We start from the raw sequence: 17305 nt of genomic DNA on the forward strand, positions 1-17305 counted from the left end.
CGTGCGTGGTCGTGGCGCACCCATGACGTACCTGTCCCATATGGCATCCTTCCATTCCAACGAAAGGATCGCACCATCAAACCGTGGGATCGCACACCTAGCGGAGGTGATCAACCGTTCTCGCTTGCCTTGCGTCGCGTTACAAGTAAGCATCGGGCCCTCTGAAACGAGTTGGACGCTGCGGCCGTCGCGGGCGGCGGCGTAGATGGCCTCAATCAGCCGTAGGTCGCCCAAGCCCTTTCCGCCGGGCGTGCGGATCGGAGTCCGTCACTGATCGCCGCTGCCAAGTGGTCGAGCTGCGACCTGCTTCACCGGATATCTGATCTTACCTGATAAGTTGTTTTATCAGATTTATTTCCAGAATGCCCGGGCAAAGCCCGAAGGCACGTCGAAGCAGCAGTAGGTGCGCTCCTCAGCGGCTGACACACGTGGCGCGATTCTCGACCTAAGCTCCGCGAGCTAGCCTCAGGCTCGCATATGAAGCGATTGTGGGTCTTGAGCATGCTCATGGGCGTCGGTGTAATCTTTCCGCTAACGCGGGGGCCAAGGCAGCGGCGAGCCCCACGGCGTCACCGCGCCCTGCGAAATGCAGGTGCATGGTGGCCGGGCACGTCTGGGAAAGGGCAGGATTCCCATTCTTGCAGAATAACGGGTCATGCCGCTGCCTCTGCTTGCAAGCGCAAGCTCGTTTGGCTGTCCTGAACGCCGAGCGTTCCAGCCGACCGGAGCTCTGACAAGAGGGCTTCGGTATCGATGATGACGGCGAACTCTTCCGATAGATCGCTTAGCGCCGAGAAATGCACTTCCGCCGCCGGTCGCATACGGCCATCGACCCCCATACCATCGAAGGCAGCTGTGGCGTCCTCGACCACGTAGGTCTTAAAGCCGAGATTTCCTGCCATCCGAGCCGTGGTCGAGATGCAGTGATTGGTGGTCAGCCCCACGATCACCAGCGTGTCCACGCCGTCAAGCCGCAGTTCCCGTTCCAACGTGGTGCCGATGAAGCTGCTGTTGACCTCCTTGAGATGGATTGGCTCGCCAATTTCCGGCAGGGCCTCCGGCTTGGGCAGAGCACCAGTGGTGCCCGCGACAAAGCGTCCCGACGGCGAGCGGGAAGCGTGATGGACATGCCTCACCGGTCGCCGGCTATGCCGCCACGCAGCGATCAGGCGCGCTATGGCGGCTTCGGCCGCCGGGTTGTTGCGGGATCCCCATGATGGATCGAGGAAGCCTTGCTGGACATCCACAACGATCAGGGTCGCATTGCGCGGTAGCATGTTCGTCATTCTCCGGGTTGAACCACGCCGGCATTGTCCATCGTTCCGGGGGTGGCGAAAAGGACGGCGTTCCCTCAAAAAGCGTCATGGCTCATCGCACAACGTTCTATCTGCATCCAGGCTTCCAGTTGCTCGATCTGGCCGGCCCTATCGACGCAATGGCGACAGCCAATGAATTGGCCGCGCGCTCGCTGTACGAGACCCATGTGGTCTCTCGACTTGGCAAGCCGCTCATTGGCAATTCCGGTGTGTGCGTCGCCACCGCGCTGCCGGACGATGACGATTGCGGGACGCTTGTTGTCGTCGGCGGCGACATGGATCAGATGGTCAGCCGACCCGACAGTGCGGTGATCAGGCTGCTGAGTGCCAATGCGGCGCGCATCGCCAGCATCTGCACCGGAGCTTTCGCTCTGGCGGAGGCGGGCGTTCTGGATGGCCGGCGGGTCACCACCCACTGGGCGCGCGCCCAAGAGCTGGCAGCGCGCTATCCGGCGTTATCGGTGGAGCCGGACAGCATCTTCGTGGCCGATGGACCGATCTGGACCTCCGCGGGGATCACGGCCGGCATTGACCTTGCCCTGGCGCTGATCGACGCTGATCACGGACATGAGCTGGCACGCGCCGTGGCGCGGGAGCTCGTCGTGTATCATCGCCGGCCCGGCGGCCAGTCACAATTCGCTGCCCTGTCGCAGATGGACCCCTCGTCCGACCGGATGCGAGCTGCGCTTACCTTTGCGCGCGAGCATCTCGCAGAGCCGCTTCCACTGGAACGCCTGGCGGAGGCTGCGGCTCTCAGTCCGCGACAGTTCGGACGTATTTTCCGGCGGGAAACAGGCGAAACGCCGGCAAAGGCGATCGAGCGGCTTCGCGTGGAAGCCGCTCGACTACGGCTTCAGGACGGATCCGAACCTGTTGAACAGGTCGCGCGGGCTGTCGGGTTCCAGGATCCGGAACGCATGCGACGCGCGTTCATCAAACGGTTCGGACAGCCGCCGCAAGCGATACGCCGCGCCGAGAAGGTCGGTAAGAACCTTTCACGCTGAGCGCGAGCGATACCAGGCCACTCCGTCACTCTGCGGCACTGTCCCCGCGGCGCATGGCACGGCCTCAGACGCTCCCGAAGGTGGCCAGGACATGCTCGGCAAACGCACGAACGCGCGGCACGATGTCCGCGCGGTTGGGGAAGGTCAGGTTTAGCCGGGTGGTATTCGTCACGACCAAGCCGGGAAGCGCCTCCGCTTCCCCCCTCCGCAACGCCTCTGTGCATAAGCCCACCGGCAGAAGCGCGACGCCGAAGCCGCGCAGCATCAGGTCGCGAGCCATGACATGGCTGTCGACCCGGATGATGCCGGGGGGCAATGTCGCGCCGCCTAGTACTACGCTTTCCAGGTATGCCCGCAATGCAGGCGTGGGCGAGATGAAGTCTCTGATCTGGTCAAGGTCCGCCGGCCGCCCGTTCCGTTCAAGCCATGGCTCTCCGGCATAGAAGCCCCAGGCGATGTCCAACAAACGCCGCTCCACCGCGTCTTGAGACCTACCGGCCCCGACCCTGACTGCGATGTCGATGTTCTCTCTGACGAGATCCAAAGCCTGGTTCGTGAGGGTGACCTGAAACCGCACTTCCGGATGCAACCGGCTGAAGCTGGCGATGGAATCTGCCAGAGTACCCGTCGGGAAGTCGGCCGGCGCGGTCACGCGAATGAGGCCCCGCAACGTGTCCGGGGTGGACTTCAGATCGTCCATGACTTGGGTCAGGTCATCGATGGCCCCAGCGGCCCGCGCGTAAAGGCGCTCGCCTTCATCCGTGAGGACGAGCGAGCGCGTGGTGCGCTTGAACAAGCGTGCTTCAAGTGCTGTCTCTAGGTTGCGTATCTGCAGGCTGACTGTCGAACGAGGCATGCCGATACGCCGGGCCGCCGCAGTGAAGCCGCCCGCACGGACCACTTCAACAAAGGTCTGAACCGGATCGAGCTTCATCATTGTCCATCGTGATAGACAATGATGGCAGGTTTCGCCTGATAATCTGGCGCCGGCGACCCCGTTAGGAGCGTGCTGTCTTGAAGGAGAACGCGCATGACGACATCCGACCAGCCCCAAACCCACTTTAGCGGTCTGCTCACACCCTGTGGCACCGCCCGGTTCTCAGGGATCGAGGCCAGGATCATGCTCGGTGGGGAACAGGCGGCGATGACTGTCATGATCCTGACCGTGACAAAGGGGCAAGGTGCCCCAGCGCACATCTCGCTTGAAGAAGACAAGCTGTTCTGCGTCGAGTCCGGACACCTGCTGTTCGTGATCGGCACGGAGCGGATCCTCGCGCAGGCGGGCGAACGGGTGTTCGTAGCTCGTGGCGTCACGCATGGGTTCAGTGCCGTGAACACAGAGGCGCAGATGACCCTTGTCTCCACCCCCGCCCGGCACGACCGTTTCTTTCAAGCGATGAGTGAACTGCCGATGCCGCATGCTCAGGCCGACGTGCAGGCCGTGTGCAAACGCTTTGGACAGGCGATAGTTGGGCCAATTCCCACGGTCTGATCGGAAGAGCGCTGTCGCTGCTCTGATTCGAAGAAAGAACCGGCGACAGCGCTCCTTTCCAATCAGCCGACTCGGAACGGCCGTGCGGATTGGATCAGTCGTTGACGGACCGTGTTCCCTGGAACGGCGATGTGGGTTGCGGGATCATATTCCTTGCCAACCGCCGAGCTGTCGTCTGGCACCCAGATCTCCACCACGGTGTTGGTGTAGCTCTTCGGGAGATAGCGGACATAGTAGCCATCGGGATGCAGGTTCCACCGGCCGAGCGGCGTTTCGCGACTACCTTCGCCGATGCCGGCCATGCCGGACAGGACTGCAACCCGCTCCAGTTCTGCGAAGCTTGTGCCCGGGGACGTCAGCATCCGGCGCAGATCCTCCTCCGCCTGCATCACCATTCGGACTTCCCGCGGCAGGTTGTCGGCGAGCGGACCCTGCGTCAGCAGGTCAAGCGCGTTGCGGTTGAGCGAGGCCAGCTGCCGCGGCGTCAGCAAGCGTGAGGCGACCGCCTTGTGCTGGGTCGACAAGTTCTCAAACTTGGCCCGGGCGATGATCGCCCAGAGCAGGGTCTGGATATCGTGCTGAGCGATCTCGGGGTGCTGGACGGAATTTCGCACAATGCTGCGCACGGCCTCCTCCGCCGGCCCCTTGGTGGGGGCGTAGAGGTACCCGTCGCCTTCCCCCGGCCCATGCGTGCCGGCCTTCAGGCAATAACTCTGGTCATGGAACTCGAAATAGCCCGCTTGCAGCACGAATCCGCCGTTCGGGGTGCGTTGCAGCTCCATCATGGAGCGCTTCGCCGACCGTGGCTCGAAGCCATCCTTGTCCGGCACGGCCCACTTGGCGTCGGACAGGCTGGTGGTGATCGGCGCCTTCTGGAGGTTGGGTAGGCTCACCCCAACGCTCTTGGCCAGCCGGCCCAGTCCGCCGAACTGTGCGTCGGCCGCGCCCGCACTGAGGCAAACGGCCGCGGCAAGGACGCTGCTGAAGATGGTGCGATACTTCATGATCCTGTTCTCACTTCCACTGGGCTTAGTTGCCCATTTTCGACGGTGCAGGGGCAAGGGTTTCGGGCTTGCTGTTGGACAGGCCGATCCAGACGAGGAAGCCGAGCGCCACCAGCCCGGCCACGCTGCTGACCAGCAGCGTGAAGCCGGCGAACATCAGCGTCGCGCCCAGCGCCGCCGGGTTGCTGGCGCCCGCGAAGGTGAGGAGGCCCAAGGCACCGGCAACGCCGCAGAGGCTGAGCGGGATCAGGGCCAGCGCCTTGGGGCGGCCCATGTCGGCGAGCCGCCGCATGGACAGGCAGGTCCATGGGTACAGCAGCGCCAGGGACGCTATCGGCCCGACAACGGGAACAAGCCCGATCACGAGGCCGGCGACGATGAGGGCAAAAGCACTGATCAGGAACTCGCCGCGCGTGGCGGTTCCATTCGCCGATGTGAGGAGAGGCAAGAGGTCTGTCATCTATGTATCCTTGTTTCCTGGGGTTGCACAGGCTTGTGCAGCGCGCTGCCAGCCGGCGGGTCGGGCGCGCTGGGCAATCCTGCTTGCTGGCTCAAAAGCGAAGGCCGGCCCCCAGCCGCACCTGGGTGCGATCCACGTCGTCCTGGTAGCGGCCATCGCCATAATGCGCGGAGCGGAAGGCAGCGGACATGTAGGCTTTCCCGCGGATGACCTGTTCGATGCCAAGTCCCCAGGCGAATCCGCCTTCGGACTCTTCGATCACCTCATGATCACCGCCCGCATCTGCCGGCGACTCATACATCACTCTGGAGGCAGCGTTCGAGTAGCCGGCGGTGGCGAAGACCAGGGTAGAAGGCGTCACGGGGGCGGCGATCCGCATGCCCGCCAGCCACTCACGGCCAAGCTTGACCGACAGGGCATCCGAACCCAGGGGTACGCGCTGCCGTTCGCCGAGCGGCTTGCCGAAGCCGGCTTCCAGGCCGATCAACAGCCCGTCCGTTACTATGTGATCGTACCCGATCGTGCCCCCCAGATAGGCGGCGTCGAACTCGTGGGGCAGATCGGGATTGACCTCGTTTGCCCGGATCCGGTCATAAGCGACGTCGAGCTGTACGCGCGGGCCCTGAAACGGCGCGTCCTGCGCGTCAGCCTGGTTGGGGAGCCAAAGCGCCGCCGCGGTAGCAATCAGCAACAAGGATTTCATGTAGATATCTCCATATCAGGTGCGCCCTACGTGCGGCTGGGCGGCGACCAACCGCGGGATCGGTTTCATCGAATTGGGAGCGGCCGAGCGTTTGAAGCAGCCGCGCTTCGGCGCTGCGGCCTCCGCCAGTGTTGGGCCGCCCCGCTGAACGCGCTGCTCCCTTCGCCGCTTTGACCATGCTCCGCATCCGTTAGGCGACCGGGCGACATGGAAGCGACCAAGGGCGCGTTGAAACCCACGGAGAGCCGCCGCGATAGGCAATCGGAGTGAGCCGCCGGCTCGGCTTGAACTCCGTCGTGTCTGGATTGACTTTCGTCGACAACCTAACGCACGGTCGCGGAGCGCTCGCCCGCGGCAGGGCTGTAAGCGCAGGAAACGCGCTACAGGATCAGACGTCGATGCGCGGCGAAGTCTCTGGTCATGAACAATGCGCGGGAGCTACCCCTGAATGCCTGAAGCGTCATCGCTCTCCCCATCGACTGCTTCGCCGAACCATGAGGGCTTTCTCGCCTCCCTGCGCGACCAGTTGCGCAATGAAGTGGACCCCGAGATCATCCTGGACCGGACGTCGGAGCTGCTGGGCCGCCATTTCAGCGCCAATCGCGTCGGCTACATGGAGTTCGATGATTCCACGGTCGAGATGGTCGGACGCAGTCATTGGACGGACGGCGTGGTCGAGATCACTGGGCGAGTTTCCTTCGAAGCGTTTGGCGAAGCCATCACAACATCGCACCGCCGTGGCGAGATCTGGGTCCAGAACTCGCTGCAGAAGCCTGAACTCGACGAAGCAGGCCGCACAGCCTGTGGCGCTTTCGACATCGTCGCGGCGATCACCGTTCCACTGATCAAGAACGACAGGCTGGTTTTCATCCTGTCGGTCCAGCAGAAGCAGCCGCGGGTGTGGTCGGCCGGCGATGTCGATCTCGTCGCCGAGGTGGCGGAGCGGACCTGGGCAACTCTGGAGCGCGCAAAGGCGGAGGCTGCACGCCGGGAGACAGATGCTCTTCTCTCCGCAATCATGGCACATGCGCCCATCGGAATCTTCATCAAGGATGCGGCCGGAAGGTATCTGCTGGCGAACCCGGCGGTCGCGCGTCGCCTCGGCCGATCCGAGGAGGAGATCATCGGCAGAACGGCGGCGGAACTGCTCGGACCGGAAAGGGCGCAGGAACTTGAGCGGATCGACCTTCAGGTGCTGCGTTTCGGCACGCTGCAGGTGAGCGAGCAACCGCTTGGCGGCGAGGATGAAGTCGCGCTGGCGATGCGCTTCCCTGTAAAGACATCGCAAGACGCGCCGGTGCAGGTTGCGGGTTTCGATCTCAATATCACCGCCCAGAAGCGGGCCGAGCGGGAATTGGAGAAATCCCGTGACGCATTGTTCCAGTCGGAGAAGCTGAACGCGCTTGGTTCGCTGCTCGCCGGCGTCAGCCATGAACTTAACAATCCGCTCGCCATCATCCTGGCACAGGCCGAACTGCTGGAACATCAGGTCAGCGGCACTATTGCGGCGGAACGAGCGGGCAAGATCCGCAAGGCAGCCGAACGGGCGGCCAGGATCGTCCAGACATTTCTCGCAATGGCGCGGCAGCGCAGCCCCCGGCGCGCACCGATCAACATCAACGATGTGGTCAGCGCGGCGCTGGACCTGACGGAATGGGGACTGCATTCCAGCGGGGTGAAGCTCGAACGCAAGCTCGCCTCGGACCTGCCGGTGATCCTGGCCGATGCAGATCAGCTGCATCAGGTGGTCGTGAACCTCATCGTCAATGCGCAACAAGCCTTGGAGGGGCATAGCGGCAAGCGTCACCTCACCGTCGCCACCAGTTGCGGTCCAACAGCCGGGACGGTCAGCATCGTCGTGTCCGATACGGGTCCGGGCGTTGCGCCAGAACTTCGCCGTCGCATCTTTGAGCCCTTCTTCACCACCAAACCGCAGGAAAAGGGTACGGGCGTCGGGCTGTCCTTCTCGCAGGGGATTGTGGAGGCTCATGGCGGACAGCTTGACGTGCAGGATAGCGGCACGGGTGCTACGTTCAGTGTGGAACTGCCGGTCGCAACCGTGTTGGAGAGCTCCGGCGACGCCGAACGCCCGGTGCCGTTGGCGGCCGAGGGCAAGACGGCCCTTGTCGTGGATGACGAGCAGGATATTGCCGAGGCTTTAGGCGAGTTGCTTGAACTTGAAGGATACTATTGCAGCGTGGCGCTAAGCGGGACGGAGGCGCAAAGGCGGCTGCGCAAAAGGGACTATGACCTGATCATCTCTGACCTGCGGATGCCGGACATGGATGGGACCGCCCTGTATGACTGGCTTCAGCGGGCCCGCCCCAAACTGATGAAGCACTTCGCCTTCTCCACCGGCGACGCGCTCAGTCCTTCGGCGATGCGCTTCCTCGCGCGGGCTCAACGTCCGCTACTTGAAAAGCCGTTCACGCGCGCAGCGCTGCGCAAGCTCATCGGCGAAATGGCAGAGGCGGGAACAGCGTGACGTGCCCGCACATCATCGTCGTCGATGACGAGCCCGATCTGAGGGACTCGATTGCCGCATATTTCAGGCTTCAGGGGTTCGATGTGTCGGAGGCTGCCGATGGGCCCTCCCTCGACCGTCTGCTGGCTTGGGGGCGCGCAGATGCCATACTGCTCGACGTCAACATGCCTGGCGAGGACGGTTTCAGCATCGCCCGCCGGCTGCGGGACAGCACAGCCGCCGCCATCGTCATGCTCACCGCCCGCAGCGACCTCATTGATCGTGTGGTGGGGCTGGAGCTTGGCGCGGATGACTACGTCGCCAAACCATTCGAACTGCGCGAGTTGCTGGCGCGCGTCCGTGCCGTCCTCCGCAGGACCAGGGCAGGTCCGCCAACGGAGGAGCACGCCCACGCCAGCGCAGGCGTGGACAGCATTTGGGTTCCCGAACGCGGCGCCATGATCCGCGTCCCCATCGCAGAAATCGAACTCATCCGCGCCGATCGGGATTACGCCACGCTTAAAACTGCCACGCGATCGTACATGCTCCGCTCCACGATGGACGCGTTGGAACAGATCCTCGACCCGGCCGAACTTGCCCGAGTGCATCGCTCGGCCTTCGTGCGCCTTCGCCGGGTTGTCAGCGTCCGCCGGGCAGCGCGCGGGGGCAGTTTGTCGCTGGTTGATGGAACTATCGTGGCCGTGGGGCCCCGCTACATCGAAGCGGTGCTCAACCAGCTGAACGCCCAAAGGATCTAGCACAGTTCGATCCGGGGTGACCTCGCGTCGCCGCATCCAGACTGATCCATAGGGCTATGATGAGCAGTTGGGCTTGGGCCCTGGCCATGCCAAGCGGCGGGGCACGCCCTCCACACCCGCTTTCACGCCGCTTTCACACACCTCGGATCCTTCTCCGCCCACGCCCCCGGCAGAGCTTCGATCCCGAACTCGCCTTTGCCGGAGCAAGTGGGCGCCCAGATGGAGAATCACCCTATGTGCGACAGATCATGGAAGGCTGCCTGGTACAGCCCGTTTGTTGGCGTAGCATTAATCCTGCACCCTGCTCCGATATCTGCTCAGAAGCGTCCTGCCCCATCAGTCGCGGGTCTCGAAGCGATGAACTCGCTGATGGGCCTGGCAAGTATTCGCCCGGCAGAGATCCTCGATGCCCTCGACACCTGCCTTCAGGTTGTTGACGGACAAGCGATCACCCCAGCGGCGATGCACGCCAGGGGGTGGCGAAGTGTTGCGTCGGCCGGTCCGGCCAGCCTTCCACGCGCCGCGCATTACGCGCGGCCCGACGGCAACTTGCAGATCATCGTTCCGCAAGATGGTGACAATGCAAGGGCCTGCACAACCATCGCCATTATCGGGCCGGCATCAAACAAGGCCATCTTGGAGGCGCTTGCCACCGAACGGCTGGACCCCGCGACGCAGGGCGTCAGCCCTGTATCGCAAGCCGGCGGCCTGAACTGGACCACAGCGAAGGCCAGCGTCGTGATGGACATTAGTCCCCTTACCCGCGGTGGACCGAACCGCGCCTGGGTTATCGTGCATCCAAGGGCTGCGCACCCGTAATTGCGGGCGACGAGGACGTCCCCCGCCGCGGCGCCATCATTCATGCTCCAGGGATACGAGGTTCATGAAGAATATCATAATCGTGGCGACATTCGTGGTCGCGGCCGCCAACAGCGCCGTGGCGGCGAACGGGCAGGACGCGACCATCAGCGGGCGCTGGACCCAGGCATCGAACGGGCGCGAGATCGTCGTGCTGCCCAAGATCAAGCTGCAACCCAATGTCGGCATTTCCTATGGCACCAGCCTGGGTGGGTCGGTGGGGTATGGGTCGATGACGCGCACCATCGTCGTAACTGAACCGACCACGATGCAGGTAAGGCGGAGCATGACCCTATCGATCGATGACGCGGGTCGCTTCACATGGGACATCGTTAAGGAGCACCCGGAATCCATTGGGAAATCGTGCATCAAGATCAGCCGCATCCGGCGATCAGGACGGGTCGTCCTTGAAGGCGGCACGGCCAGGTTCGCCATCGAGGGTGGGACGGAAAAGTGGGACAAGAGCTGCGGCGGCTCCGGCACGGCGGAGATCGCGCCTTCCGACGAAAGCTTCGATGCCGTGCTGGAGGCCGGGCAGCTGATCCTGGCGAGTGGTCCGACGCGCTGGCTTTTCAGCCGGAGCTGACCTTCGCTTGTCGCACGCAGTTCGTCAGCGCCTCCGTCACACGGCGATCGACGGTATAGTTCGTCAGGCGCTCGAAATCGGTCACGCCCGCCGGGTTTGGTGTCAGGAGATGGACTACTCCCGGCAGCGGCTTGTAGGTCACATGCTCGTTGCTCGCGCGCCGCATGGCCTCTGCCACCTGCAGACCTTGCGGCGAGCGAACCTGCCAGTCCTCCAGCCCCTCCAGGACCAGGGTGGGTCGCCTGACGCTGCCGGCGATTGTTGCCCCATCATAGTCGAACAGGTCGGCGAGTGACGGCCGGCTCGGCACAAACCGAACCTTCTCGGCGTACGACTCGCGCGGGAACTCTGCGAAGCGTTGATCGGTCATGCCCTCCAGCCGGGCCGACCTGCACCTGATCATAGGTCATCTCGCGGCCCGATTTGAACGGAGCGCCCGCCACGGCGATGCCGGCCACCAGCGGTTCCCGGTCAGCTAGCTGCATGGCGAAGATCGCGCCTTCGCTATGCCCGAAGATGAACATCCGCCGCCGGTCCACGCCCGCGACAAGGGCCGCGTCACGGAATATGAACTGCGTATCGCTCCGCAGATCTGCGGAGCGAGCTATGCGAAGGTTTGCGGTGGAACCGCCGGTGCTTCGTTCGTCAAACCGGATCACGCCGATCCCAGCGACTAGCAGCGCGCGCGCAATGTCGCGGTGCGGGTGGTACGCTCCCCCGAACGCCATGAACTCCCTGGATAGCCGGCCGATATCATTGATGAGCATGGCGACGGGCACATCGGATTGCCCCTGGAACAGCAGGGCTTCCCCGGCCAGCGTGTGGCAGCCCGGTGCCTGCACCGTCAGCTCGGTCTTGGCGCATTGGAGGTCGGCCAGCGCCTGCGGGCATTCCGCCGGCGGCCCGCTGGCATCAAGGGCCGGCGCGATCGTGAGGACACAACCGAACACCAGCACCGCGGCCAGCGCGCAGGCCTTGGACAAGCCCGGGTCACATCCCGCCGTCGTCGGGCAGCCTTCGGCGGGCCAAGGGGGTTCGGGGACAATCCTGGCAAATCATCCGACGGCATAACACATCTCCTCCTGCCCCGCATTGGACGGAGCGACATCGGATCAGCCATCACGGATGTGCCGCGCCGGGCCCGCGGGGAAATCGTGAAAGCGCCTTGAAACACCGTGGCCGCCTCGCGCCAAGCCGCCCATCAGCGGATGATGTGCAACGCCGCATATTGCAGCACCATGATGGTCTTCCCGTCGCGGATCTCCCCTCCAACGATCATCTGCAGCGCATCGCCAATGCCGACTTCCAGCACTTCGACCCTCCCTGTCCGCCGCATGTTCGCCACCCTGGCAGACCCAGTCAGCGCCGGCATATCCAGCGGTGTAGAAGTACAGCTTCTCCGTCACCGAGCCGGGCTCATGAACGCTTTCGAAGACAGCTGCAGCTGGCTGATCGCAAATCCGGTCTCTTCCGACACTTCGGCGCGGATGGCCCGGCCTGTCCGGACCACCCGTGGCCTGCGGGACCACGCCGCCGTGAAGGCTGCGCGAAATCCGCTGGCGGGACGCAGCACCCTGCAGGCAGGCTACTTGTCGCAGCCTGCAAGCCGGCTCTGAAGAACAGCACGCTGCCGCGACAAAACACGATTTCACCCACCATTCACGCCGTCCTTACCCGCATTCGCTCCCTCCGCTGGTAGCCTGTGGGAACTGGAAATCTGCAGGAAGGATGATGGACGTGTCAAAACTGGGTTGGGCCTGCGTCAGCGGGGCGGGATCGTCCATGCTGCTGCTTCTGATGGCGCCGTCGCTGGGCGCGCAAACGGCGCTGGCTGCCCCGCCGGCCCGGGCTGCGGAGCAGGGCGGCCAGACCGTTCCCCCGCGTGATGGGAACGGCATGAACACCGCTCCCGCGGGCCTGCTGCCCGCACATTGGAGAGGCGTACGCAGCATCGATCGCGACGCGCTCGATCGGGCGCGGCGGGAAGCGCGCGCCGGTCAGCTCGACCCCTTCGCCTTTGTGGAGGAGGTGTTCGGGCCCGTACCGCTCCCGTCCGGCTTCCGGCCGGCGCGGTGCCTCGACCGGGCGCACGACATGATCTTCACATCCGGCCGGTCCGTGTCCGCGGAATATGACCGGTGGATGGCGGATTACACGAGCGGCGGGGACCAGATGGGCAAGCCATCCTTCCTCCTAGGTCATCAGCGGATGGCCAGGCAGGCGATGGCCGGTTTTATGGCGGAGATGGAGGCGTTCTACCTCGAACACGGCTTCCGCCGCACGGCGGACAATGTGCGCATCGGCAGGAAGCTGTTCGTCCCGGCGGATGCCGCGTCAGGCTCCCTGGCGATCCAGCTCGAACTCAGCCACGAAGGATACATGGAAGGGCTGCTCTGTCATAGGGTAGACCCCATCCCCTCTGGTCCGGTCATCCGCCTCCGCATCCGCCCAGTGGAGCAGCCGGGCGAGAGCGGGGGACGGGATCCGACGCCGCTTCGCTGAGGGCGGCAGGGATGGCGCCGGCCCGCGCAGCCAGCAGGTCGGCGCCCAGGTAGAAGACATTGCCGCCCGCCGCGGGCCTGCCGGCCTCGGCCTTGGACACCGGGTGCCTGCGCTGTTGCATCAGCTGCTCGAACAGCTGCGTCGTCTCGGTTTCCGGCAACACCTGCAGTTCCCGGCGCAGCAGCGCGCAGAGGCTGCGATATTGATGCACGGCCAAGGCCGATCGCCCCTGCCGGCTGTACACGCGCATCAAACCGCGATGGCCGAGCTCGTTGTACGGATCGAACCGGAGCAGCTTTAGTGCAGCGCCGAGCGACCGGTTCAGATCGCCGCCTTCGGCCATCCCCTCTTCCAGCGACAGCACCAGCAGCGCGACCAGATGATTGCGAAGCCGCGTCTGTTCAACCACCAGCCATTCGTGGAAGGCCGGCGCACCGGGCAGATGGAGGCCGGCCAGCAGATCGCTGCGGTAGATCTCGCAGGCGATCTGACGATCGGGGCCATCTCCTCCGGCGAACCGCTCGAACCGATCGCTGTCCACGGCCACATGGGGCGACAACCGGACGCAATCGGTATCGACCTCGATCAGCTCGGGACCGCCCTCCTGCAATTTGCGGACGGTGCTGATCAGCTGACGCAGGCTGACCCTGGCATGGGTGCGATCAGCATCTTCCCACAGCAGGGTTGCCAGTGTCTCGCGTCGCGCCGAATGTTCGCGCTGCAACGCAAGGTATCCAAGAAGCGCCAGACCCTTGCGGGCGCGTAGCGACCGCGGCTCCCCACCGCCCAGCAGGGTGGCATCGTCAAGCAGACGCAGCTCCCAATATTGTTGCATCGGCATACGTTCCCCCGTTCGGCCGGCGAGGACCTGAACTTCCCTGTGCTTTCCCATTACTGCCCTCAGGGAGATCGCTGCATTCCTTCCTCGACCGAGCGACCGGGGATCGACGCAGGGATTATAGCGCACGATGAACTGCACTCGCGCTAGCGGTCGCGGGCCAGATGAAGCAGCGGGTTTGGCCACCCCTGCCCGCTGTTTGCCGAACGGCCGACCGGTACGAAGCACACCCGCTGGTAAAAGCCGATCGCCTGCAGATTGGCCTCGTTCACGTCGGCCGTCATGGACGGACAGAGGTCCAGCCCATGCCTGAGGAGGCGCGATCGGATACCTTGCCCGTGATGAACGGGATGCACGAACAACGCCTCCAAATGGCCGTCCTGCAACAGCATGAATGCCAGCGGCAGGTCGCGTTCGTCCACGGCGAACAACAAGGGCGCACCCGGCAGGGAGCCCTGCACCAAATCCTCGATCGTCACGCGGTCGGCAGGCGCCAGGAAGTTATGCGTCGCGTCCACCGCGGCCCGCCATATCGCGAGCACGTCATCTGCAAAGTCGGAGCGGGATGGTCTGATGCGAGTCATCGTTTTCTCCAAAGCTGCAGCGTGCGTTCATGTCGTGGAACTGAGGTTCAGGCGCGGCAGCAAGGCCAGGCTGCCCAGCGTCGCCGCGCACCTCGAAAGAAAGCCGCCAGCCCCCTGCTGACAGGAGAGCCGCGCCCCCAATCGGCGCCACTGCCAGCGCGAGCGATTCAGCGCTGCCCAGCACACCCAGCGCCCGCAGCGCACCGACCTCATCGAACATGGCCTTCGCGACAGCCGGAGCGAACACCCGGGGCCCGGCGGCGGCGGCGCCTGGAAGAAGCGCAAGGTGACGAGGACGTCGAGCGCGGCAATCATCGCAGACGTAACCCGACCCGCTGCGGCAGCGTGGCTGCGCGCTCGTGATGTCGGGAGCTGGACGCCAGCAACGTAGATTTTCGCCCGAACGACACCAGAGCGGGCCATCTCGTGAATCTTCACGACCTCACAGGCGAATGGCGGCAGCGGGATCATGCCGTGGCTTGCTACAGGTGAAGTGGATTTCTGGGTGCGCTCTCGCCGTCAGCGCGTTTGAGGACAGGAAGCGGAGAGACGAATGTCGGACCACAAACCGAATGAGCCGAAGTCCAGCGACTTCCAAGAGGCGGTTCATCGCAGCGACAATCCCGGAGACGACGAGAGCGCGCCATTTGACGCTCCTGAACAGCCCGCCGGAGACGATACGTCGGACGAGAAAGACGCGGCCTGACCCTTTCGCATGCGGCAGCCTGCAGAGGCTGTCCGAGAGTGCCTAAGGCGCCGGCTTCCCAGTGGGCTACAACCTCATCATTCCCGAGCTGACCCAGACCACAGCCTGAACGATCACGAAAGCGGACAGCGCGGCGCGGCAATCGTCGGATCCGCTGAGCGCGCGCTCGCCGGCACGACTCTGCACGCCGGCTATATGACTCTGTGGGACGATCCGACGCCCGGCACCCCTATGGCGAACTGCATCGACAAGCTGCTCAACTGCTCCGACGGCGAGCTGGGTGACGGCACGATCATGAAGCGGTGGTCAGGCTTCGGCTATACCGCCAACCCGCGCGTGGTGCCCGCGCCGGCGGCAAGCAGCATGGCGGGGATGATGCATTGAAACGTGCTGGGCTGCCAAGCGCGGCAAGAGAGGTTCAACCGATGTAGGTTAGAGACTCGGTCGTCGGACCTGAACCAGCCGGCGGGCCTCGCGATACGATGCCGGCGCAGCCTCCCTCCCAGTCACAGCAGCGAGACGAGAAATCGCGCTGGCTTATGCCTTCGCCGCCTTCACGCTCCCTTCGCTGAAGCCGTTGAACCAGGCGGTACCCAGTTCGAAGATCTCGTGGCCGTAGGGACATTCTATGCCTTGGTGCGACAAGTCAGCTCCTGCACCCTTTCCGCCCGATCGCGCGGCCTCAAGATCAGCGTCGCGTATGTCGGCGCCGACGTTTACTGCGACGGTCTTCTATAGACCAGCCGGCTCTTAGGCATCGAAGCGCTTCCCGCTGGTTGGTGACTCGAAGCCGGACGTCATAAGGGTGGCCAGGATAAGGCCACTCTCGTCGGTGACATCAATCTGTAGGTGCCCGTCCGCCCAGAACGACCCGTCGACGATTGCCAGCGCGCGGCTCGCTTCCTCAACGGCTTGCGTCTTCGCAGCAGACAGGTTCGGCAGATCGACGACCTTGTTGCCGATCTCGCCTTTGTCGTCGCGGATGGTGAAGCGGAAACGCGGCATGCGAGGTCAATGCGGCTCTCGTGTCATCGGGCGCAGTCGTTCACGTGCGTCAGTAAATCTTTTTCCCGGTGGCAGTCTCAACAGAGCCGAGCGGGGGTGATTAAGGGGAAGCCGCATCACCAACGACTGGAATACCGCCACGCGCGGCGTGGTTGCACGCCGGCCTTCGCAGGCCGGCGAGGAGCAATGGGGCCTCTACCTACCCTCCGAGCGGCGGTGGATCGACATCGTATTCCGGACCAAGCGGGACGCTGACCAGCTGTGTAACGAAATGCGAAGCTCGACACTTCGGCCGCCCGCCACGCGTTAGGAACGACGCTCTTCAGGGTGGCGAGCTGCGCGCTCGTTATCCTTCCACCTCTTCTCGACGTTCTGGCCCGCTGCCTCCGCAGCTCCGCTTACCAGCCGGTCTGCCGTTTCCTCGGCGGCGTCGGGTGTCAGCGCAACTGCTACGCCGTCAGGACCATCGACGTGGACCTCGCCGCTTTCGGCCGCAACCGAAGATGGGGTGTTGTGAACCTTTGCCATCGCGTTCTCCTCGAACGCCAGAACCGACTTACCACTGCGGTGATCCGCGGTATCGCCCTAACCTAAGCTGGTCAGCTCCACATCAATGCGAATGATGGCGCAGGCATCATGCATCCAGGCTATGAGGGCGGATCGCAGGCCGAGTCATGGCCGCCTGTGTCTGAGAGACCTCGGAGTGCTCCCGCTCAACGAAGAAGCCGGGGGTCCGATGCCACTCTACCGCTTGTATTGTCTCAACGAAGACAACCGTATTCACGACCGAGTGGACGTCGACGCGCCAAACGATGAGGCCGCGATCAGAGAGGCGTACGCCTCGATCACGCAGCCTACATCGAGGTATGGTCCGACTCTAGGATGGTGTCCCGTGTGGCGCCGGGCAGCCGCGACGTCCAGCTTGGTTGATCGGCGTACCGACCTTGATTGCGGTGGAAGCACGGCAGCTCGGGAAAACGGGCCCGGCCGATGACAGCCGGGCCCAAGTTGGCGCCTCGGCCGGG

At 64.1% G+C, this 17305-nt stretch carries 21 protein-coding genes; 9 read left to right on the plus strand and 12 right to left on the minus strand.

Annotated features, from left to right (window positions below; translation table 11 throughout):
* Positions 1-653: 653 nt before the first annotated feature.
* The gene (locus ACMGDM_RS19905; RefSeq protein WP_436805879.1) at positions 654-1286 is read right to left on the minus strand and encodes a cysteine hydrolase family protein; all 633 of its coding nucleotides are present in this window, start codon (positions 1284-1286) and stop codon (positions 654-656) included.
* 8 nt (positions 1287-1294) lie between these two features.
* Between ACMGDM_RS19905 and ACMGDM_RS19910 the strand changes: the two genes are divergently transcribed.
* Positions 1295-2320: a GlxA family transcriptional regulator gene (locus tag ACMGDM_RS19910; protein ID WP_436805880.1), complete on the plus strand. Its 1026-nt coding sequence runs from the start codon at positions 1295-1297 to the stop codon at positions 2318-2320.
* Between the two features lie 64 nt (positions 2321-2384).
* Here the strand turns inward: ACMGDM_RS19910 and ACMGDM_RS19915 are convergent, their stop codons facing one another.
* Positions 2385-3257: a LysR family transcriptional regulator gene (locus ACMGDM_RS19915; RefSeq protein WP_436805881.1), complete on the minus strand. Its 873-nt coding sequence runs from the start codon at positions 3255-3257 to the stop codon at positions 2385-2387.
* A 93-nt stretch (positions 3258-3350) separates the two neighbouring features.
* Here ACMGDM_RS19915 and ACMGDM_RS19920 point away from each other — a divergent pair, with 93 nt between their 5' ends.
* Positions 3351-3812 carry a cupin domain-containing protein gene (locus ACMGDM_RS19920; protein WP_436805882.1) on the plus strand — a complete coding sequence of 154 codons (462 nt, stop codon included), beginning with the start codon at positions 3351-3353 and terminating at the stop codon, positions 3810-3812.
* Between the two features lie 62 nt (positions 3813-3874).
* Here the strand turns inward: ACMGDM_RS19920 and ACMGDM_RS19925 are convergent, their stop codons facing one another.
* The 3 genes from ACMGDM_RS19925 to ACMGDM_RS19935 all read right to left on the minus strand — a co-directional run bounded on the left by ACMGDM_RS19925 (position 3875) and on the right by ACMGDM_RS19935 (position 5979).
* Positions 3875-4816: a hypothetical protein gene (locus tag ACMGDM_RS19925; protein ID WP_436805883.1), complete on the minus strand. Its 942-nt coding sequence runs from the start codon at positions 4814-4816 to the stop codon at positions 3875-3877.
* Positions 4817-4841: 25 nt separating this feature from the next.
* Entirely contained in the window at positions 4842-5276 is a 435-nt protein-coding gene (locus tag ACMGDM_RS19930) for a DUF805 domain-containing protein (RefSeq protein ID WP_436805884.1), read from the minus strand.
* A gap of 91 nt (positions 5277-5367) precedes the next feature.
* The gene (locus ACMGDM_RS19935) at positions 5368-5979 is read right to left on the minus strand and encodes an outer membrane beta-barrel protein (RefSeq protein WP_436805885.1); all 612 of its coding nucleotides are present in this window, start codon (positions 5977-5979) and stop codon (positions 5368-5370) included.
* 448 nt (positions 5980-6427) lie between these two features.
* On the opposite strand from ACMGDM_RS19935, the gene ACMGDM_RS19940 reads away from it, so the two are divergent.
* The 4 genes from ACMGDM_RS19940 to ACMGDM_RS19955 all read left to right on the plus strand — a co-directional run bounded on the left by ACMGDM_RS19940 (position 6428) and on the right by ACMGDM_RS19955 (position 10645).
* Positions 6428-8464: a GAF domain-containing sensor histidine kinase gene (locus ACMGDM_RS19940; RefSeq protein ID WP_436805886.1), complete on the plus strand. Its 2037-nt coding sequence runs from the start codon at positions 6428-6430 to the stop codon at positions 8462-8464.
* Positions 8461-9201: a response regulator gene (locus ACMGDM_RS19945; RefSeq protein ID WP_436805887.1), complete on the plus strand. Its 741-nt coding sequence runs from the start codon at positions 8461-8463 to the stop codon at positions 9199-9201. The genes ACMGDM_RS19940 and ACMGDM_RS19945 overlap by 4 nt, the downstream gene beginning before the upstream one ends.
* 357 nt (positions 9202-9558) lie before the next feature.
* Positions 9559-10020 carry a hypothetical protein gene (locus ACMGDM_RS19950; protein ID WP_436805888.1) on the plus strand — a complete coding sequence of 154 codons (462 nt, stop codon included), beginning with the start codon at positions 9559-9561 and terminating at the stop codon, positions 10018-10020.
* Between the two features lie 64 nt (positions 10021-10084).
* Positions 10085-10645 carry a hypothetical protein gene (locus tag ACMGDM_RS19955; protein ID WP_436805889.1) on the plus strand — a complete coding sequence of 187 codons (561 nt, stop codon included), beginning with the start codon at positions 10085-10087 and terminating at the stop codon, positions 10643-10645.
* Here ACMGDM_RS19955 and ACMGDM_RS19960 read toward each other — a convergent pair.
* Positions 10632-10955 (minus strand): alpha/beta hydrolase family protein, encoded by a 324-nt coding sequence (locus ACMGDM_RS19960; protein ID WP_436805890.1) that lies wholly within the window; start codon positions 10953-10955, stop codon positions 10632-10634. The two genes, ACMGDM_RS19955 and ACMGDM_RS19960, sit on opposite strands and share 14 nt — an antisense overlap.
* Positions 10915-11628: a serine aminopeptidase domain-containing protein gene (locus ACMGDM_RS19965; protein WP_436805891.1), complete on the minus strand. Its 714-nt coding sequence runs from the start codon at positions 11626-11628 to the stop codon at positions 10915-10917. The genes ACMGDM_RS19960 and ACMGDM_RS19965 overlap by 41 nt, the downstream gene beginning before the upstream one ends.
* Before the next feature lie 799 nt (positions 11629-12427).
* Between ACMGDM_RS19965 and ACMGDM_RS19970 the strand changes: the two genes are divergently transcribed.
* Entirely contained in the window at positions 12428-13147 is a 720-nt protein-coding gene (locus ACMGDM_RS19970; protein WP_436805892.1) for a hypothetical protein, read from the plus strand.
* Here ACMGDM_RS19970 and ACMGDM_RS19975 read toward each other — a convergent pair.
* From ACMGDM_RS19975 to ACMGDM_RS19985, 3 genes are all read right to left on the minus strand, one after another.
* Positions 13074-13982, minus strand: coding sequence for an AfsR/SARP family transcriptional regulator (locus tag ACMGDM_RS19975; protein WP_436805893.1), 909 nt, complete (start codon positions 13980-13982; stop codon positions 13074-13076). The genes ACMGDM_RS19970 and ACMGDM_RS19975 overlap by 74 nt on opposite strands.
* 149 nt (positions 13983-14131) lie before the next feature.
* Positions 14132-14569: an acetyltransferase gene (locus ACMGDM_RS19980; protein WP_436805894.1), complete on the minus strand. Its 438-nt coding sequence runs from the start codon at positions 14567-14569 to the stop codon at positions 14132-14134.
* Positions 14570-14596: 27 nt separating this feature from the next.
* Positions 14597-15040 (minus strand): hypothetical protein, encoded by a 444-nt coding sequence (locus ACMGDM_RS19985; RefSeq protein ID WP_436805895.1) that lies wholly within the window; start codon positions 15038-15040, stop codon positions 14597-14599.
* Positions 15041-15122: 82 nt separating this feature from the next.
* On the opposite strand from ACMGDM_RS19985, the gene ACMGDM_RS19990 reads away from it, so the two are divergent.
* Both ACMGDM_RS19990 and ACMGDM_RS19995 read left to right on the plus strand, forming a co-directional pair.
* Positions 15123-15275: a hypothetical protein gene (locus ACMGDM_RS19990; RefSeq protein WP_436805896.1), complete on the plus strand. Its 153-nt coding sequence runs from the start codon at positions 15123-15125 to the stop codon at positions 15273-15275.
* A 195-nt stretch (positions 15276-15470) separates the two neighbouring features.
* Positions 15471-15659: a hypothetical protein gene (locus ACMGDM_RS19995; protein WP_436805897.1), complete on the plus strand. Its 189-nt coding sequence runs from the start codon at positions 15471-15473 to the stop codon at positions 15657-15659.
* 366 nt (positions 15660-16025) lie between these two features.
* Here ACMGDM_RS19995 and ACMGDM_RS20000 read toward each other — a convergent pair whose 3' ends face one another.
* Together ACMGDM_RS20000 and ACMGDM_RS20005 are read right to left on the minus strand one after the other, a co-directional pair.
* Positions 16026-16280: a DUF6894 family protein gene (locus ACMGDM_RS20000; protein WP_436805898.1), complete on the minus strand. Its 255-nt coding sequence runs from the start codon at positions 16278-16280 to the stop codon at positions 16026-16028.
* Positions 16281-16586: 306 nt separating this feature from the next.
* A complete protein-coding gene (locus ACMGDM_RS20005) occupies positions 16587-16808 on the minus strand; it encodes a hypothetical protein (RefSeq protein WP_436805899.1) in 222 nt (73 codons plus the stop codon).
* Positions 16809-17305: the final 497 nt, after the last annotated feature.

It is taken from the genome of Sphingomonas larreae, assembly GCF_051400595.1.
GTDB lineage: Bacteria > Pseudomonadota > Alphaproteobacteria > Sphingomonadales > Sphingomonadaceae > Sphingomonas.

Excerpts from the sequence above, each read along its gene's own strand:
- ACMGDM_RS19905 (WP_436805879.1), bottom strand. The coding sequence starts at position 1,286 with ATGACGAACATGCTACCGCGCAATGCGACCCTGATCGTTGTGGATGTC.
- ACMGDM_RS19915 (WP_436805881.1), bottom strand. The coding sequence starts at position 3,257 with ATGATGAAGCTCGATCCGGTTCAGACCTTTGTTGAAGTGGTCCGTGCG.
- ACMGDM_RS19920 (WP_436805882.1), top strand. The coding sequence starts at position 3,351 with ATGACGACATCCGACCAGCCCCAAACCCACTTTAGCGGTCTGCTCACA.
- ACMGDM_RS19925 (WP_436805883.1), bottom strand. The coding sequence starts at position 4,816 with ATGAAGTATCGCACCATCTTCAGCAGCGTCCTTGCCGCGGCCGTTTGC.
- ACMGDM_RS19930 (WP_436805884.1), bottom strand. The coding sequence starts at position 5,276 with ATGACAGACCTCTTGCCTCTCCTCACATCGGCGAATGGAACCGCCACG.
- ACMGDM_RS19935 (WP_436805885.1), bottom strand. The coding sequence starts at position 5,979 with ATGAAATCCTTGTTGCTGATTGCTACCGCGGCGGCGCTTTGGCTCCCC.
- ACMGDM_RS19940 (WP_436805886.1), top strand. The coding sequence starts at position 6,428 with ATGCCTGAAGCGTCATCGCTCTCCCCATCGACTGCTTCGCCGAACCAT.
- ACMGDM_RS19950 (WP_436805888.1), top strand. The coding sequence starts at position 9,559 with ATGAACTCGCTGATGGGCCTGGCAAGTATTCGCCCGGCAGAGATCCTC.
- ACMGDM_RS19955 (WP_436805889.1), top strand. The coding sequence starts at position 10,085 with ATGAAGAATATCATAATCGTGGCGACATTCGTGGTCGCGGCCGCCAAC.
- ACMGDM_RS19970 (WP_436805892.1), top strand. The coding sequence starts at position 12,428 with ATGCTGCTGCTTCTGATGGCGCCGTCGCTGGGCGCGCAAACGGCGCTG.
- ACMGDM_RS19975 (WP_436805893.1), bottom strand. The coding sequence starts at position 13,982 with ATGCAACAATATTGGGAGCTGCGTCTGCTTGACGATGCCACCCTGCTG.
- ACMGDM_RS19980 (WP_436805894.1), bottom strand. The coding sequence starts at position 14,569 with ATGACTCGCATCAGACCATCCCGCTCCGACTTTGCAGATGACGTGCTC.
- ACMGDM_RS19985 (WP_436805895.1), bottom strand. The coding sequence starts at position 15,040 with ATGATCCCGCTGCCGCCATTCGCCTGTGAGGTCGTGAAGATTCACGAG.
- ACMGDM_RS19990 (WP_436805896.1), top strand. The coding sequence starts at position 15,123 with ATGTCGGACCACAAACCGAATGAGCCGAAGTCCAGCGACTTCCAAGAG.
- ACMGDM_RS19995 (WP_436805897.1), top strand. The coding sequence starts at position 15,471 with ATGACTCTGTGGGACGATCCGACGCCCGGCACCCCTATGGCGAACTGC.
- ACMGDM_RS20000 (WP_436805898.1), bottom strand. The coding sequence starts at position 16,280 with ATGCCGCGTTTCCGCTTCACCATCCGCGACGACAAAGGCGAGATCGGC.
- ACMGDM_RS20005 (WP_436805899.1), bottom strand. The coding sequence starts at position 16,808 with ATGGCAAAGGTTCACAACACCCCATCTTCGGTTGCGGCCGAAAGCGGC.